The 16,274-nt window shown below is 65.4% G+C and carries 16 protein-coding genes; 9 read left to right on the top strand and 7 right to left on the bottom strand.

The window, feature by feature from the left end; translation table 11 throughout:
• The 6 genes from VFW84_RS14735 to VFW84_RS14710 all read right to left on the bottom strand — a co-directional run.
• Positions 1-464, bottom strand: a 464-nt coding sequence (locus VFW84_RS14735; protein WP_329681219.1) for a hypothetical protein, incomplete at its 3' end; no start/stop codon positions are given.
• The gene (locus tag VFW84_RS14730) at positions 461-1,132 is read right to left on the bottom strand and encodes a hypothetical protein (RefSeq protein WP_329681218.1); all 672 of its coding nucleotides are present in this window, start codon (positions 1,130-1,132) and stop codon (positions 461-463) included. The genes VFW84_RS14730 and VFW84_RS14735, both read right to left, overlap by 4 nt.
• The gene (locus VFW84_RS14725) at positions 1,129-1,854 is read right to left on the bottom strand and encodes a hypothetical protein (RefSeq protein ID WP_329681217.1); all 726 of its coding nucleotides are present in this window, start codon (positions 1,852-1,854) and stop codon (positions 1,129-1,131) included. The genes VFW84_RS14730 and VFW84_RS14725 overlap by 4 nt, the downstream gene beginning before the upstream one ends.
• A complete protein-coding gene (locus tag VFW84_RS14720; protein ID WP_329681216.1) occupies positions 1,847-2,236 on the bottom strand; it encodes a hypothetical protein in 390 nt (129 codons plus the stop codon). Before VFW84_RS14720 ends, VFW84_RS14725 begins: the two co-directional genes overlap by 8 nt.
• Before the next feature lie 137 nt (positions 2,237-2,373).
• Positions 2,374-2,856 carry a hypothetical protein gene (locus VFW84_RS14715; protein WP_329681215.1) on the bottom strand — a complete coding sequence of 161 codons (483 nt, stop codon included), beginning with the start codon at positions 2,854-2,856 and terminating at the stop codon, positions 2,374-2,376.
• Between the two features lie 18 nt (positions 2,857-2,874).
• The gene (locus VFW84_RS14710) at positions 2,875-4,044 is read right to left on the bottom strand and encodes a C39 family peptidase (protein WP_329681214.1); all 1,170 of its coding nucleotides are present in this window, start codon (positions 4,042-4,044) and stop codon (positions 2,875-2,877) included.
• A 149-nt stretch (positions 4,045-4,193) separates the two neighbouring features.
• Between VFW84_RS14710 and VFW84_RS14705 the strand changes: the two genes are divergently transcribed.
• Both VFW84_RS14705 and VFW84_RS14700 read left to right on the top strand, forming a co-directional pair.
• Positions 4,194-6,707, top strand: coding sequence for a DEAD/DEAH box helicase (locus VFW84_RS14705; protein ID WP_329681213.1), 2,514 nt, complete (start codon positions 4,194-4,196; stop codon positions 6,705-6,707).
• Between the two features lie 54 nt (positions 6,708-6,761).
• On the top strand, positions 6,762-9,431 hold the full coding sequence (locus tag VFW84_RS14700; RefSeq protein ID WP_329681212.1) for a sensor domain-containing protein: 2,670 nt from the start codon (positions 6,762-6,764) through the stop codon (positions 9,429-9,431).
• Here the strand turns inward: VFW84_RS14700 and VFW84_RS14695 are convergent.
• On the bottom strand, positions 9,423-10,361 hold the full coding sequence (locus VFW84_RS14695) for a 1-phosphofructokinase family hexose kinase (RefSeq protein WP_329681211.1): 939 nt from the start codon (positions 10,359-10,361) through the stop codon (positions 9,423-9,425). The genes VFW84_RS14700 and VFW84_RS14695 overlap by 9 nt on opposite strands.
• Positions 10,362-10,518: 157 nt before the next feature.
• On the opposite strand from VFW84_RS14695, the gene tssA reads away from it, so the two are divergent.
• The 7 genes from tssA (at position 10,519) to VFW84_RS14660 (ending at position 16,244) form a co-directional block, all read left to right on the top strand.
• Positions 10,519-11,601, top strand: a complete 1,083-nt coding sequence (gene tssA / locus VFW84_RS14690; protein ID WP_329681210.1) for a type VI secretion system protein TssA — start codon at positions 10,519-10,521, stop codon at positions 11,599-11,601.
• Positions 11,602-11,715: 114 nt separating this feature from the next.
• Complete coding sequence (gene tssB / locus VFW84_RS14685; RefSeq protein ID WP_329681209.1) at positions 11,716-12,213, top strand: type VI secretion system contractile sheath small subunit; 498 nt, start codon at positions 11,716-11,718, stop codon at positions 12,211-12,213.
• 24 nt (positions 12,214-12,237) lie between these two features.
• Positions 12,238-13,731, top strand: a complete 1,494-nt coding sequence (gene tssC, locus VFW84_RS14680) for a type VI secretion system contractile sheath large subunit (protein WP_329681208.1) — start codon at positions 12,238-12,240, stop codon at positions 13,729-13,731.
• Positions 13,732-13,775: 44 nt separating this feature from the next.
• Positions 13,776-14,279 carry a type VI secretion system tube protein Hcp gene (locus VFW84_RS14675; RefSeq protein ID WP_329681207.1) on the top strand — a complete coding sequence of 168 codons (504 nt, stop codon included), beginning with the start codon at positions 13,776-13,778 and terminating at the stop codon, positions 14,277-14,279.
• A 161-nt stretch (positions 14,280-14,440) separates the two neighbouring features.
• Positions 14,441-14,971 carry a type VI secretion system tube protein Hcp gene (locus VFW84_RS14670; protein WP_329681206.1) on the top strand — a complete coding sequence of 177 codons (531 nt, stop codon included), beginning with the start codon at positions 14,441-14,443 and terminating at the stop codon, positions 14,969-14,971.
• 10 nt (positions 14,972-14,981) lie between these two features.
• Positions 14,982-15,623 carry a type VI secretion system tube protein Hcp gene (locus VFW84_RS14665; RefSeq protein WP_329681205.1) on the top strand — a complete coding sequence of 214 codons (642 nt, stop codon included), beginning with the start codon at positions 14,982-14,984 and terminating at the stop codon, positions 15,621-15,623.
• A gap of 42 nt (positions 15,624-15,665) precedes the next feature.
• The gene (locus VFW84_RS14660) at positions 15,666-16,244 is read left to right on the top strand and encodes a zinc ribbon domain-containing protein (RefSeq protein ID WP_329681204.1); all 579 of its coding nucleotides are present in this window, start codon (positions 15,666-15,668) and stop codon (positions 16,242-16,244) included.
• The last annotated feature ends 30 nt before the right edge of the window (positions 16,245-16,274 follow it).

Raw genomic sequence — 16,274 nt, 5'->3', positions numbered from 1 at the left:
CCGGCCAGTCGCCGCACGATGAAGGGCACCCCTTGCGTGGACAGGCCGGGCGCCACCACCTGGCCGGTGTAGTCCCTGTCCACCTCCAGCCGCTCGTCGATGCTCACCAGCACGCGCACGATGGTGCCGGCGCCGGCCTGGAGGGTGAAACGGTCCGGGCTCAGGCGCACCTGATCGTCACTGAGCTCGCCCTGCACGAGCAGGTGCACGCTCATGTCTTTGTCGCCGGGGTTGTTGATGGCAAACGCCGCGTTGGCCAGATCGCCCCGCTGGCCTGCGATCAGCAGCGGCGGGCGGGTGGTGCCGGGTGGGGTGCCTGGAGCCGGCTCAGGTGCGGGGGCCTCGTCGCGCGTGAGCACCACGCCGGCATCCTTGAGGTAGTCCTTGGACAGGTGCAGCAGGGTGGAGGTGTAGCGCAGGTTCAGCTCGACGGCGCCCTTGATCAGGTCGGTGACGCGGCTCATCGGATGACTCCCACGGTGCTGGTGCCCGTCGTGCCGGGCGCAGAGGCCGCACCCAGGCAGGGTCGTGCCACATAGAAATGGTCATACCAGTGCTGCACGTAGTCGGGGTCGTCGTTGACGATGACCTCGTGGCAGCAGCAGGCGCTCTTGGCGACCTCATCCACGCTCCAGCGCAGGTAGTGATTGCGACAACCGCGCACCCACAACAGCAGTTCGTGGTCGATGCAGCGGCAGTCTTCTTCATCCTTGGGGTCGCGTGGTGCGGTGAAGGTGGCCGTCACGGCGATGCGCTCCTTGGGCCCCAGCGTGGCGGCCGCTACCGAGAAGCTCACATGGGCGGCCGATTTGCCGGTGGCTGCGAACTGGTAGTGGTGTGGCCTGAAGTCGCCATTGGTCACCACCAGGCACACCGTGCCGCGATCGCCCGGGGCCAGTCGGCAGCGCACGTCTCCCAGTGACTGGGGCATCCAGCAGGGCTCGGGGATGTCGCAGCCGCAGTCGCCCTTGGACAGGCGGAACTGGCCCGCCTTGTCCATGGCTGCGCTGCCCACATCGCCCAGCAGGCCCAGCAATTCCTTGCCCAGCAGCAGTTGTGCGTTGAACAGGGATTTGATGCCGTCTTCGATGCCCTTGTTGTCCTGGCCCTGGCAGGGTTTGCAATCCTTCATGTCGTCACTCCTGTGAGGGGTTTGGTCACGAGTACTTCGATGGCGATGCCATGGCTGCCGATCTCCAGCACACCGTGGTAGCTGTGGCCCGGCTGCAGCTTGTCCGCCAGGCGCGTCTCCAGATCGATGAGCCGCTGTTCGCCCGGTGCCAGAAGCCCCGCACCGTCGCGCACGCGCAGCTTGAGCAGCCCGCCATGGGCCTCACGCAGCTTGCCGAAGGCGTGGCCGACGATCTGGCTCACGTCGGTGCTCTCCATGCGGTAGACCGAGGCCAGCGCGGTCTCGATGCCGTCGTCGTCGAAGAGACCGGTCACCAGGGCCGAGCTGATGTCGATGGGCACATTGCCGCGGTTGTTCAGCAGCAGGCGTGCGCTCACGGATGCGTCGGGCAGGCCCACCAGGCGCAGCACCGAAGGGGTCACACGCAGGCGGGGTCTGGCCTGTACCGACACGGTGACCGCCTGTTGCCGGCCATCGGCCCAGCGCGCCAGCACTTCGTAGTCGCCTGGCGGCGTGCCGGCGGGCAGGCGCAGGCGGGTTCGAGATGGATCGCGGCCACGACGCAAGGCCGGACCGGCACGGCCGGAGCGCAGACCTTCGGGCAACTGCAGATCCTGCAGTTGTTGCCACTGCTCGGCATTCACGCCCGCCAGGCGCAGGCGGCCGGGAGGGCCGATGAACTGGGCCTCCCACGCGGGTGACTTGGGGGGGCGCTCAGCCACGGCCGGCCTCCGAGACCAGGCGGTCGAGGGTCTGCAGGTCAGGCTGATGCTGCAAGGCCGATGGCCGTGCCTCGCAGGGGTTGGCCACATAGGGCTCGGTGATCACCTGACCCTGGCCACACAAGCGCACGCACAGCACTTCCTTGCCCAGCAGTGCCAGACCCACGCGGTAGTCCAACGGCAGGTGCGCTCGGATGGCGGGGATCTCCTTGAGGCGCAAAGAGAAGTCGATGGGCTTGACCTCGATGGGGGCCATGTCCAGATGCAGGGACAGGGGCTCCACCTTGGTGGCGATGTTGAAGGAGGTGGGGATGCCGGAGATGTCGAGATCGACACCCAGGTCAACGCCGAAGTCAAAGCTCGATGGGATCTTGACGCTCATGGGGACCTCGCTGTGTGCAGCTTGCCGCCACCCCGATGGCTTCGGCTGTGCCAGCCGATCGCGTGGGGAGAGATCGCAGTCTAGGCGTCGTTGTCAGGCACCACTATCCCTAGAACCGCATGGGGTCTGTGGCGTGCTCAGGTCGCGCCGTTGCCGTCCCCTGCGGCCCGTGCGGGATACACGGCGTCACCGGCCACGTAGATCAGCCGCTCCGGGCCCTGAGGCGTCTGGACGGGCACGGCCCAGGCCAGGCGCGAGGGGTGCGTGTCGTGGCTGAGGTAGGGCGTGCCGCTGGTGTCCCCCGGCTGCAGCCAGGGCGCGGCGCGTTGTGCCACGCTGGCCGGATCCAGCCAGTGGGTGGCGGGCGGGCAGTCCTCGATCTGCCCTTCACGGCGCATGAAGCTGGCGTAGCGATGCACGCGCAGGTCCAGGCCGATCTCGGCGTAGCCCAGCAGGCGGTCCTGGTACAGCACCGGGACAAACCACGCGTGGGTGTGGCCGCGCGGGGCTTCGATGGGGATGGCGGGCGCGACCATCCCATGCGCGCGCGTCCAGGCGTCACCGAGGGCGCCACTCTGGAGCGCTTGCCGGGCCGTGTCGCTGGCCTGTCGGGCGGTCAACGTGTCACCTGCTGGACATCACACATGCTTGAGCGCCGCCGTGAAGGCAAAGCGGTAGGTGGTGGTGTCGAAGTTTTCCCAGCGGGTGATCACGCCACCGGTGGGCGGCCAGGGATCGTAGACCAGCAGGCCGCGGAAGGGTGTGAAGCCCACCAGCGCCAACTGGTTGCGGGTGTAGCCCGCCACGGCACGCGAGTGCCCCGGGATGAAGCTGATCATGGGACGGTTGGCCTTGAGGTCGTTGTAGTACACGCTCCAGCCCGGGTTGGCCACCATGGTGGCATCCAGGGCCTTGGACGACAGCTTCTCGATGGTGTCCACGACCTTCTGCTCCTGACCATAAGGCAGGCCATTGGGCGAGGCGAGCGTGCCCAGGCCCAGCTCGGTGGCCAGGCGGGTCTGGGTGTAGTTGTAGCGGTAGAACAGCAGGAGCATCTGAACGCTGGCCCCCACGCACCAGACATTGGTCTCCTGGCCGCGCAGCTCGAAGCAGATCGCGTGGTCTTCGAGTCGAGGCGAGTAGTGGATCTCGTAGGTCTCGACCAGCTTGAACCGCGCGATCTCCAGGAACTTGGTCTTGCTCAGCAGCGCGGGCGTCAGCTTGCTGAGTTCGGTCGCCTTCCATTGATCGGCCCGCACGCTGAACTTCTTGACATTGGCGCGGCGGGTGGCGGCAGGCAGGCTGTCGAGCAGGCTCCAGCGCTCGAACTGGCCGGGCTCTTGCGGGCGCTTGCTGTCCTTGGGCTTGAGCGGGGGCACCGGGGCCCAGGTCATCCACTCCAGCATGAGCACTTCGTCCTGCCCCTTGAGGAACTGCACTGCGATCTTGGGGTAGCTGTAGGCCACGATGCGGGTGCTGTCGTAGGCCAGGGTGCGGTACTTGGCCTTGGCTGCGGCCACGGCGGCGGCCACCACGGCTTGTTCATCCCAGTCGACGCCTTGGGACACCGCCAGCAAGGGGTGTCCGAGCGATTCGTCGGCGGCGATGTCGGCAAAGGCCACGCGCTGCTTGCCCCGCGTCACCGGTACTCGGTGGAACAGGGGGGAGCCGTTCACGTCGTAGATCACGGTCGGGGCGGCGCCAATGCGGGCACCGTCAAAGAGGTCCGCTGGCAGCGTGCCAGCGGCGAGCAGGGCGTTCAACTCGAACCCCGCCAGACGTTTGATGTCGTCCTTGCTGATGGGCATGTCGGTCCTCCTGAAGAAATGTCATGCAATCGATGGATGAGCGTTGAGACTACATCCGCGCGGGTGCGCAGGCAACCGAACCTCGCCCCCTAACTTGAAGTCGGGCTCAATACAATGCGCCTTGTTCACAGCCTCCGAGGAGTGGTGTTTTGTCATCCCAGCACGCGGGGCCTGGCGGATCGGACCCCTGGGTCCCCGGGCGTTTTCGCCCTCGCCTGATTTTGCAGACCCTCACCCGCGGTGATGGGGTTCTGGGCCTGCGCGCGGTGCCAGGCTTCGGGCCGCGCAGCACCCAGGTCACCGTGGCGCGTGTGGACTGGCTCTACACCACCGACGTCGGCCTGAACTGGGAGACACCCGCTCCGACCAAGGTGCTCAATGCGCGCCCCAAACCCACCGAGGTGCTGCGTGGCGCCTGGAGCCAGCGGGTGACCCTGCAGCGCGATCTGGCAGGTGAGGCCGATGCCCGCGATGCCCTGTGGGCCTCGGGTCTGCGGCCGCTGCCCGCCGAAGCCATCCAGTGGCGCAGCCCCACCCTGGCCGATGGGCAGACGATCTGGTGGTCCTTGCCCGAAGAGGCCCACTTCGCAGACTTCTGGGCCGATCAGGTGCCGCGCCTGCAGGCCGCAGGCTGGTCCATCGTCGTGTGGCCCGGCTTTGCCCATCAGAGTGTGGTGGTCGACGCCTGGCGCATCGTGATCGACCCGGACACCGGCGAGGAGGCCGGTCGCGAACTGGTGGCACCCCTGGGTCCGCGTGTGACCGAACTCGGTGCCTTGACCGCCCCGCGCCGCCAGGGCTCCTGGCTGCTGAGCCTGGGGGTGGAGGTGGAGGGCGAGACCCTGGACCTGGCACCCATGCTGGCCGACCTGATCCGGCGCGATGGCCGCTGGCTGGATGCGCGTCAGATCGCGGCCATCGCCGATGACGCCATGATCTCGCTGCGCGCGCCCGGGGGGCGGCGCATCGATGCCCCGGCGGCCCCGATCAAGGCCATCGTGGGCGCCATGGTGGATCTGCTCACCGACCCCTACCGCGAGGCCCGAGCCAGTGGGCCGATCCAGCTCTCGACCTGGGAAGCACATCGCCTGGAGGCCTTGCGCCAGGGCCTGGCCGACACGCAGGCCCGCCGTGCCGGGCCCCATGGTGGCTGGCAACTTCAGGGTGCGGCCGGTCTCCAGACGCTGGCCGAGCGATTGAAGGCGGCGGGGACACCCCCGCCGATCGAGGCGGGCGCCCTGGTGGGTCTGGGCCTGTCCTTGCGTCCCTATCAACTGCAGGGCGTGGCCTGGTTGCAGTACCTGCGCGAGCACCATCTGGCGGGCATCCTGGCCGATGACATGGGCCTGGGCAAGACGGCCCAGGTGCTGGCACACCTGCTCATCGAGCAGCGCGCCGGGCGGCTGGATGTGCCGGCCCTGGTGGTGTTGCCGACCTCGCTGATCGCCAACTGGCAGGCTGAAGCGGCGCGCATCGCGCCCACCTTGCGGGTGCTGGTGTTGCAAGGCAGCGCCCGCGCGCGCGACTTCGACCGCCTGGCCGAGCACGATGTGGTGTTCACCACCTACCCCCTGCTGTGGCGCGACATCGACGTGCTGTCGCGGCAGCCCTGGCACCTGCTGATCCTGGACGAGGCGCAGATGGTCAAGAACGCGGGCAGCCGCGCGGCCGGGGCCCTGCGTCGGCTGCCCACCCGGCACCGCCTGTGCGTGACCGGCACGCCGCTGGAAAACCACCTGGGCGAGCTGTGGACGCATTTCGATTTCCTGATGCCCGGCTTTCTGGGCGATGCGCGCAGCTTCACGCGCCAGTGGCGCAAGCCCATCGAAGAGAACGGCGAGACCCTGAGGGCCGAGTTGCTGGCACGCCGCGTGCGCCCCTTCATCCTGCGCCGACGCAAGCAGGACGTGGCCACCGAGCTGCCCCCCAAGACCGAGGTGGTGCGCCGCGTGGCCCTGGAGGGCGAGCAGCGCGCCCTGTACGAGAGCGTGCGCGTGGCGGCCGATGAGCAGGTGCGTCGCGTGCTCCAGCGCAAGGGCTTTGCGGGTTCGCAGATCGCCATCCTCGATGCCCTGCTCAAGCTGCGCCAGGTCTGTTGCGATCCTCGCCTGGTCAAGGGTGTGGCCACCCCCGCCACGATGGAGCGCGCCAAGATGGCCTGGCTGCAGGACGTGCTGCCCGAGATGGTGGACGAAGGGCGTCGGGTGCTGGTGTTCTCCCAGTTCACCGAGATGCTGGGGCTGGTCGAGCAGACACTGATGGCGCTGGATCTGCCCTGCCTGTCGCTCACGGGCGACACGCCGGTGAATGAGCGGGGGACGGTCGTGGCGCGTTTCCAGGCGCGCGAGGTGCCGGTGCTTTTGCTCAGTCTGAAGGCCGGCGGCGTGGGCCTCAACCTCACCGCAGCCGACACCGTCATCCACCTGGATCCCTGGTGGAACCCCGCCGTGGAACAGCAGGCCACCGACCGGGCGCACCGCATCGGGCAGGACCAGCCGGTCTTTGTCTACAAGGTGGTGGTTGAGGGCAGCATCGAAGAGCGCATGCTGGCCCTGCAGGCGCGCAAGGCGGCCCTGGCCGAAGGCGTGCTCGGCACGGACCAGGCGGGTTCGGTCAAGTTCAGCGCGGAGGACCTCCAGGGGCTGCTGGCCCCCTTGGCCTGAATCGCGCATACTGGCGTCTGCAGACCCACAATATTCAGGAGGCGAGACCCGTTCATGAACGCATCACGCATCGTCGGCCTGTTCCTGGCCTTCGGGGTGGCCTGGATCCTGATTTCCGATCGGATCCTGGAATTCCTGATCCAGGATCCGCACGCCCGCCAGACGGCACAGTCGGTCAAGGGCGTGGCCTTCGTGCTGGCCAGTACGCTGCTGATCTATGTGCTGGTCCGTCAGGCCGAGCGCGAGCGCTCGCGCCTGGAAGCCGAAACCTTGCGCGAGAAAGATCGCCTGGCGCGTGTGCTGGAGGTCGCCCCGGCCGTGATCTATTCGCTCCGTGCCGATCCCACCGGGCAGGGCTTCGTGACCGATTTCGTGAGCGATCAGATCGAACCCATGATGGGCTATCGCGTGGATCAATGGATGGCACAGCCGGATTTCTGGCGCCAGCATGTCCACCCTGACGATCTGTCGCAGGTGGAGAGGGCACAGCAGACCTTGTTCGAGTCTGGCAGCGTCCACCATGAATATCGCTTCCTGCACGCCGATGGCGTCTATCGCTGGGTCAACGATCATCTGATCCTGCAGCGGGATGCGGACGGACGGCCCGCGCAGATCCATGGCGCCTGGCTGGACATCTCCGAGCGCAAGCGGGTCGAGCTGGCCATGATCGAGGCAGACCGACGCTACCGCAACCTCTTCCGCCTGAATCCGCAGCCCATGTGGATCTACGATGAGGACAGCCTGAGGTTCCTGTCGGTCAACGAGGCCGCCGTGAACAAGTACGGCTACAGCCGTGACGAGTTCCTGGCCATGACGGTGCTGGACATCCGCCCGCCGGAGGATGTCGCGCGCTTCCAGGCCATGTTGGCGGACCATGAGGCGAGCGGCCGCAGCCAGCTGTTTGGTGGGGTGTGGCGGCACCGCAAGAAGGACGGCTCCTTGTTCTGGGTCGAGATCGCGGGCCACAGCCTGGAGTTCGACGGCATCAAGGCTCGCCTGATCCTGCTCACGGACATCACCGATCGCTACCAGGCCGAGGAACGTCTGCGCCTGATCTCCCATGTGTTCGACGCCAGCCAGGAAGGCATCAGCATCACCGATGCGCACAACCGTTATGTGTCGGTCAACCGTGCCTTCACGCGCATCACCGGGTATGAGCCCGAAGAGGTGATCGGCAAGACACCCGCGATCCAGCGGTCGGGTCGCCACGACAAGGCCTTCTACGAGGGGATGTGGCAGCAACTGCGTGAAGAAGGCCACTGGGAAGGCGAGGTCTGGAACCGCCGCAAATCCGGCGAGATCTATCCCCAGTGGCTGATCATCACGGTCATCAAGGATGCGCAGGGGCAGGTGCAGCAGTACATGGGCATCTTCATGGACTCCACCGGGCGCAAGGCGGCCGAGGAGCGCATCCAGCGTCTGGCCAACTACGACATCCTGACCGGATTGCCCAATCGCACCCTGCTGTTCGACCGGGCCAAGGTGGCGTTTGCCACGGCGGGGCGCACGCATGCGCCGGTGGTGGTCATGCACCTCAACGTCGATCACTTCCAGCATGTCAATGAATCGCTGGGGCATGAGGTCGGCGATGAGGTCCTGGTGACCCTGGCGCAGCGCCTGCTGACCGCCCTGCGACCTGAGGACACCGTGTCGCGCCTGGGGGGGGATGACTTCATCATCCTTTTGCCTCACATCACTGCCCGGGATGTGGCCACCGTGGCCATGCGCCTGATGAGCGCGGTGGCCGAGCCCGTGGACGTGAGGGGGCAGGAGTTGCGCCTGACCGCCAGCGTCGGCATTGCCGAGTTCCCGGAGAACGGGGCGGACCTGGTGCAGTTGACCCAGGCGGCGGAGTCGGCGGTGAGCCAGGCCAAGCGGGAAGGGCGCAACACCTTCCGCTTCTTCTCGCGCAGCGTGCAGGATCAGGTCAAGGAGACCCTGGTCATGGAGCGCGACCTGCGGCTGGCCGTCGAGCGCCATCAACTGGTGCTGCACTACCAGCCCCAGATCGATGTGGCCAGCGGGCGCCTGGTGGGAATGGAGGCGCTGGTGCGCTGGCAGCATCCGGAGTGGGGCTTGGTGCCCCCGGGACGCTTCATTCCCGTGGCCGAAGCCTCGGGCCTGATCCGCGAGATCGGGCGTTGGGTGCTCGGCACCGCCTTGCAGCAAAACGCGGCCTGGGCAGCGGCTGGGTTGGACATCGTGCCGGTGGCGGTCAACCTGTCGATGGCACAGTTCAAGGACCCGGGCCTGCGCGATGCCGTCATCGAGGCTTTGCAGCTCAGCGGCCTGCCGGCCAACATGGTCGAGCTGGAGTTGACCGAGAGCGTGGCCATGGAGGATTCGAACTTCACCATCGCCACCATCGATGGCCTCAAGCGCCTGGGCGTGGCCCTGTCCATCGACGACTTCGGCACGGGCTATTCATCGCTGAGCTACCTCAAGCGCTTCGACATCGACAAGCTCAAGATCGACCAGTCCTTCGTGAGAGGCCTGAAGTTCGATCCGCAGGACGAGGTGATCGCAGTGACCGTGATCAACCTGGCCCACAGCCTGGGGTTGCGCACCATCGCCGAAGGCGTGGAGACCCAGGATCAACTCGACTTCCTGCGGGCCCATGGTTGCGACCAGTACCAGGGCTATCTGTACAGCAGGCCGGTGCCTGCCGACGAGGCGGTCCAATGGCTGAGCCCGCGCCGCGCGCTGGCCGACGTGTCACAGTGAGCGCAAGACCACCTGTTGGTGCAGGCGGGCCACGTCCTGGGGGTCGCACAGCGTGGTGCCACGGCTCAGCAGCGCCGCGGCCCCCGAGGCCATGCCATGGCGAAAGGCCTCGCTCAGATCCTGTCCCTGGTTGAGGGCCCAGACCAGCCCCCCCAGGAAGCTGTCGCCGGCGCCGATGGTGCTGGCCACCGTCACCTGCAGGGCCGGCGCACGCCAGGCCTGATCGGCCGTCACCAGCATGGCGCCGTCTTCCCCCAGGGACAGGGCCACGATCTGGGCCTGTCCCTGGTCGATCAGTTGCCGCGCGGCCGCACACCACTGAGCTTCATCGGCGAGGGCCTGGCCGGTCAGGTCGCGCAGTTCGCGCAGGCTGGGCTTGAACAGGTAGACGCCCTCCGCCAGGGCCGCCGCCAGGGCCGGCCCCGAGGTGTCCAGCACCACGTGGCTGCCCTGGGCCTTGGCTTGCGCGCTCAAGCGGGCGTAGAAGTCGACGGGCACGCCCGGCGGCAGGCTGCCGCTGGCCACCAGGTAGCGCGGCGCTTCGGGCAGGGACCCGATGGCCGCCAGGCAGGCTTGCCACTCCGGCGCCTGCAAGGTCGGGCCGGGCAGCACGAAGCGAAAGTCCAGCCCGCTGCTGAGCTCGTGCACCGAGAAGCTCTCGCGTGTTTCAGCAGCGATGTCGATGCAGCGATGGGGCACCTGCTCGGCGTCCAGCAGTTGCTTCAGTGACTGACCCGTGACGCCGCCGGCGGGGTACAAGGCCAGGCAGTCACCCCCCAGCCGGTGCACCACCCGGGCCACATTGATGCCGCCGCCACCCGGGTGGATCTGGGCCGCCGCGCAGCGCAGCTTGTGCGTGGGCATCACCTGGTCCACCGAGGTGGACAGGTCCAGGGCCGGGTTCATGGTGACCGTCAGGATTGCGGGCATGGGCTCAGGATAGCGCAGGCCGCAGGTGACGCCCCTAAACCGTAGGCTTGACCCTGCGGGGATTGCGCAACACCATGAGCACCGTCAGCACAGATGTCACTTGCAGTCGCTAAGCTACATTCTCAAACACCATCATCAACACACCTACGGCAATCTCATGAGTGACTGTGCTGCCCAAGTCGATGCCTGGCTGGAGCCCCTGGGAGACCCCCCGTGCGGCGAGGACCTGGAATACGACAACGAGTTTCTGGACCTGACCAAGGCGTCCGAAGGCAAGCCCGAGACCCAGTTCTCTGCGGCGGAACCGCCGGACTGGAGCCGGGTCATCGAGCTGTCCGAATCCCTGCTCAACCGCACGCGGGACATCCGCGTGGCGCTGTTGTGGGGACGTGGCCAGTTGCACCGCGAGGGGCTGAGCTCCCTGCCGCACACCCTGCGCCTGATCCGCGAGTTGCTCGAACGCTACTGGGATGATGCCCATCCCAAGCCAGACCCGGACGATGGTGATGCCTACGCCCGCCTCAACGTGCTGGCGCAGCTGGAGGATGCCTCCACCCTGCTGGGCGACATCCGTCAGTCACTCATCTTCCGCAGCCGGGCCATCGGCCAGCTCACCGTGCGGGACCTGGAAGTGGCGCTCGGCAGCGTGCCTGCCCGCGAGGACGAGTCGCCCATGACCGTGTCGGGCATCGAGGAAATGCTGCGGGATGCCGTGGCCGAAGACGAGGGCCTGCGTGACCTGGCGTCGCGTACACGCGACGAGCTCGATCATCTGCTGAACCTGCTGGATGAGCGCGCAGGCTATGGCCGTGGTCCCTCCTGCGACACCCTCAAGGAGATGCTGTCGGCCCTGGCCAAGGTCACCCCCAGTGCCGACGGTGGCAGTGGTCTGGATGACCTCGACAGCCTGCTGGGTGATCTGGCGGGTGGCAGCAGCACCGATGACCACGAGGAGGCCCCGTCGCGACGCGCTTCCCGCGGCGGTGGGGGCGGCCTGGGGGACTCGATCGACACGCGTGAAGACGCCATCAAGGCCATCGACCTGGTGTGCGCCTACCTGGAGCGCACCGAGCCCACCAACCCCGCGCAGATGTTCCTGCGCCGGGCGCAGAAGCTGATCGACAAGAATTTCCTGGAGCTGGTCAAGGAGCTGGCGCCAGAAGCGCTCAACGAAGTGGCCAAAATCATGGGCGTGGACCCCAACTCCGTGGCTGGAGGGATGGACGACAGTGGATACTGAAGTGCATCGCCCCCCTAGTTCTTGGGGGCCCCAGTCGGGTAAGGGTAGAGTCTTCCTCGCCTTGATGTAATGTGGCTTAGTGAGCCGAATGGTCATTGAAACGGAGTCATACAAATGAGCGGTCAAAAATTCGTTGCGCGTAACCGCGCTCCCCGCGTGCAGATCGAGTACGACGTCGAGTTGTACGGCGCTGAGAAGAAGGTGCAACTGCCCTTCGTGATGGGCGTCATGTCCGACCTGTCCGGAAAACCGGCTGATCCGCTGCCCGCCGTGGCTGATCGCAAGTTCCTGGAAATCGACGTCGACAACTTCGACGCCCGCATGAAGTCCATGAAGCCCCGCGTGGCCTTCCAGGTGCCCAACACCCTGACGGGTGAAGGCAACCTGCCCGTGGACATCACCTTCGAAAGCATGGACGACTTCTCGCCGGCGGCCGTGGCCCGCAAGGTCGAGGGCCTCAACAAGCTGCTCGAAGCCCGCACGCAATTGTCCAACCTGATCACCTACATGGACGGCAAGACCGGTGCCGAAGAGTTGATCGCCAAGGTGCTCAACGATCCAGCCCTGCTGGCTTCGCTGTCATCCAGCGCCAAACCCGCAGACGCCGAATAAACAACGCCCCTGGAGTGAATCGACATGGCTGAACAGTCACAACAAAGCGCGGCGCTGGCTGGCGTCACCCTCGAAGGCAACGACTTCACCTCGCTGCTGCAAAAGGAATTCAAGCCCAAGACCGACGAGGCCAAGAGCGCCGTCGAGCAGGCCGTCCAGACCCTGGCTGCCCAGGCGCTGGCCAACACCAACATCGTCAGTGCCGATGCCGTCAAGTCCATCGAGGCCATGATTGCCGCGATCGACAAGAAGCTCTCCGAGCAGGTCAACCTGATCCTGCACCACGAGGACTTCCAGAAGCTGGAATCTGCCTGGCGTGGCCTGCACTACATGGTCAACAACACGGAGACCGACGAGCAGCTCAAGATCCGTGTGATGAACATCTCCAAGCAGGACCTGGGCAAGACGCTCAAGCGCTTCAAGGGCACTGCCTGGGATCAATCGCCCATCTTCAAGAAGATGTACGAAGAAGAGTACGGTCAGTTCGGTGGTGAGCCCTTCGGCTGCCTCGTGGGCGACTACTACTTCGACCACACCCCGCCGGACGTCGAGTTGCTGGGCGAGATGATGAAGGTCGCGGCCGCAGCCCATGCCCCTTTCCTGGCTGCCGCAGCGCCCACCGTGATGCAGATGGAATCGTGGCAGGAGCTCGCCAACCCGCGCGACCTGACCAAGATCTTCCAGACCCCCGAGTACGCCGCCTGGCGCTCGCTGCGTGAGTCCGACGACGCACGCTATCTGGGCCTGTGCATGCCGCGCTTCCTGGCGCGCCTGCCCTACGGCGCCAAGACCAGCCCGGTCGAAGAGTTCGACTTCGAGGAAGACACCGCCGGTGGCGACCACGGCAAGTACAGCTGGTGTAACGCCGCTTACGCCATGGCCACCAACATCAACCGCTCCTTCAAGGAATACGGCTGGTGCTCGCGCATCCGCGGCATCGAGTCTGGCGGCGCCGTGCAGAACCTGCCCACCCACACCTTCCCGTCCGACGACGGCGGCGTGGACATGAAGTGCCCCACCGAGATCTCGATCTCCGATCGTCGCGAAGCCGAACTCTCCAAGAACGGCTTCCTGTCGATGATCCATCGCAAGAACTCGGACTTCGCAGCCTTCATCGGTGGCCAGTCCCTGCAAAAGCCTGCCGAGTATGACGACCCCGACGCCACGGCCAACGCCGCGCTCGCTGCCCGTCTGCCCTACCTGTTCGCGACCTGCCGTTTCGCTCACTACCTCAAGTGCATCGTGCGCGACAAGGTAGGTTCGTTCAAGTCGCGTGACGCCATGCAGACCTGGCTCAATGACTGGATCGGCAACTACGTCGATGGCGATCCCGTCAACTCTTCCGAGGTCACCAAGGCCGAGCGTCCTCTGGCCGCTGCCGAAGTGGTGGTCGAAGAGGTCGAAGGCGCACCGGGCTACTACTCGTCCAAGTTCTTCCTCAAGCCTCACTATCAGCTTGAAGGTCTCACGGTTTCTCTGCGGCTGGTCTCCAAACTGCCTTCTGAGAAGAAGGGCTGATCCAGCCCATTTTTTGTTAACTCTGACCAATTTAGGAGTCAATCATGCCGGGTAATGCATTTATCAAATTTGAAGGCGTCCCTACCGGTGAATCGCTGCAGGAAAACTTTCCTGGCAGCGCCGGCTGGATCGAAATCGGCGACTGGAGCTGGGACATCGAAGCTGAGTCCAGCTTCCTCAAGGGTGGCGGTGCTGCCGTGGGCAAGGCCCAGCCGGGTGCCCTGAGCTTCTCGCACTACTTCGACAAGTCCTCCCCCCAGATCCTGCGCAACATCGTCAAGGGTGTGCACTTCGGCAAGGTCGAAATCGTGATGTGTAAGCAGACTGGCGCGCATGACCTGCCCCAGGAATACTTCCGCATCGAAATGAAGCAAGCCTTCACGACCAAGGTGTCGACCAAGGGCGGTGAAGACGGTGCCGTGAGCCAGGACGTGGAAATGGTCTGCAAGGACATCTACATCAAGTACAAGGCCCAAGGCAACGACGGCAAGCTGTCCGACGCTGGTGAATTCCAGTGGGACATCGCCGGCAACAAGCTGGTCAAGTAAGGCGAATCATCCGGCTGGCGTCCGTGTGCGTTGTCAAAACGCACACGGACGCTTAGTCGTTGATGCCTGCCGTGTGGGTCTGCTTGGCAGCGGGCCCGCACGACAGGCATCACGCGGTGGTTTGTGTTCACAGGGCATGACTCAACGAGGTCGCGAGCATCATGGGCTGGAGCCAAATATTTCTGAACGTCGAGTTCGCCAAGAATGGCAAGCTCACGGGCGAGAGCGAATTCGAGGGGTTCGAAGGGCAGATCGTTCTGCTGGACTTTGACTGGTCCCTGGGCGTGAACCAGGACGTCCCCCAGAAGAACGCCGACCCCATCCGCAAACCGGCGTTTTCGCCGCTGTCGCTCACCAAACGCTTCGATGCCTCATCGATCAAGCTGATGAGTTGTCTGCAGTCGCGCGATCCGATCGTCAAGGCGCGCATCACCGTGGCCCACCGTGTCAATGACACCGAGGGCACCCTGCGTCAGGCCTTTGCCATCGAGATTGAAAAGGCGCGGCTGGAGTCGGTCACGCTGAACATGAACTCGATGGGCAACTCCATCATCTTGCAAGAGGACATCTCGATCCGATACGCCAAGATCAAGGTCGAGCAGTACGCGATCGGTGCCGATGGCCGCTACAAGTCGACGGCCAAGATCTACCGGTCGCAGTTCCAGGACGCGATCGATCTGAACGAGACCTGAGAGGCCCGAGATGCAATACGCAGAGATTTACCTGAACCTGTCCTCGGTCGGCATCAGTGGCGATGCCGAGGCAGTCGACTTCGTGGGCCAGATCGAGCTGATCGACTGGGCCTGGGGCATGAGCCTGGAAGAGGCCGCCTCCAAGGATTCGGCCGGCAGCACCAAGCAGGCCGTGGGCAAGGGCATCTCGATCAAGAAGCCGGTCGATGGCGCCACCACGGGCATGCTGGGTTATCTGGAATCGGGCAAGCGCATTCCCACGGCCACCATGATCCTGGTGCAGCGCACGCAAAAGAGCCTCATGGTGCGCATGGACCTCAAGGGCGTGCTGCTGATGTCCTATGACCTGGAGGTCGACAGCGACGACGATGAGGTCGTGCTCAGCGAGGTGTGGACCTTCAACTACGATGAAGTCTCGATCCAGTACCGGGGGCGCAGCGGCACGCCCGGCACCACGAGCGGCTCGGGCGCACAGAAGTTCACCTTGATGAACTCGCGCAGCGTCACGATGGAAGCGGCCAGCCTGGAAGACAAGCCCGAGCTGGGCGTGCAGCGCTTCGAGGCCGCCAGGAACGAGTCCGCCGGCCTGGACAAGGATGCGGTCATCAAGCTGATCGACGAATACATCAAGAAGAACAAGATCGGCCGCTGATCCTCTGGATCGGGCGGGCGTTTCACGACAAGGGCTGTTTCCATGAACCGAATGAAGAATTACCGAGACCTCAGCAGCAAGGATGCCTTGTCTGCGGGCTTCCAGTTCGAGTTCTATTGCCAGGGCTGCGACTTCACCTGGCGCAGCAAGTTCAAGCCGCACCGCGTCGGGCAGATCACGGGCTGGCTGTCTCGGCTGGCCTTTCTGTTTTCCGACCTGAGCAAGGCGGGGCGGGCCACCGGCACGGTGGCCGATGCCAGTTCGCGGGGCGCCCACGACGAGGCCTTCCTCGAAGCCCAGGCCGAAGCCCAGCGCTACTTCCACAAGTGCCCCACCTGCAAGGACATGTTCTGCGGTGACTGCTGGAACGAAGACGAGGGCCAGTGCAACAACTGCCTGAAGCAGGCGCAAGGGCGCCAGCCTGTGGGCGGCTCGGGCGGCTACGGCGAGAGCGCCGACAATGTGCAGCGCTGCCCCAATTGCCAGGTGCCCAGCCAGGGTGGGCGCTTCTGTCACGAGTGTGGTTTTGACATGGCCAGCACCCACAAGTCCTGTCCCTCGTGTGGCAGCGTGATGCCACGCGCGGCGCGCTTCTGTACCGATTGTGGTCACGGGTTCTGAGATGAACCCGGGCACATCCTCCTTCTTCTC

Origin of the sequence: Aquabacterium sp. (assembly GCF_036279655.1) — a bacterium.
Classification (GTDB): Bacteria; Pseudomonadota; Gammaproteobacteria; order Burkholderiales; family Burkholderiaceae_C; genus Aquabacterium.
The sequence above is the reverse complement of the archived record's forward strand: the minus strand, read 5'-3'. Positions and strand labels throughout refer to the sequence as shown.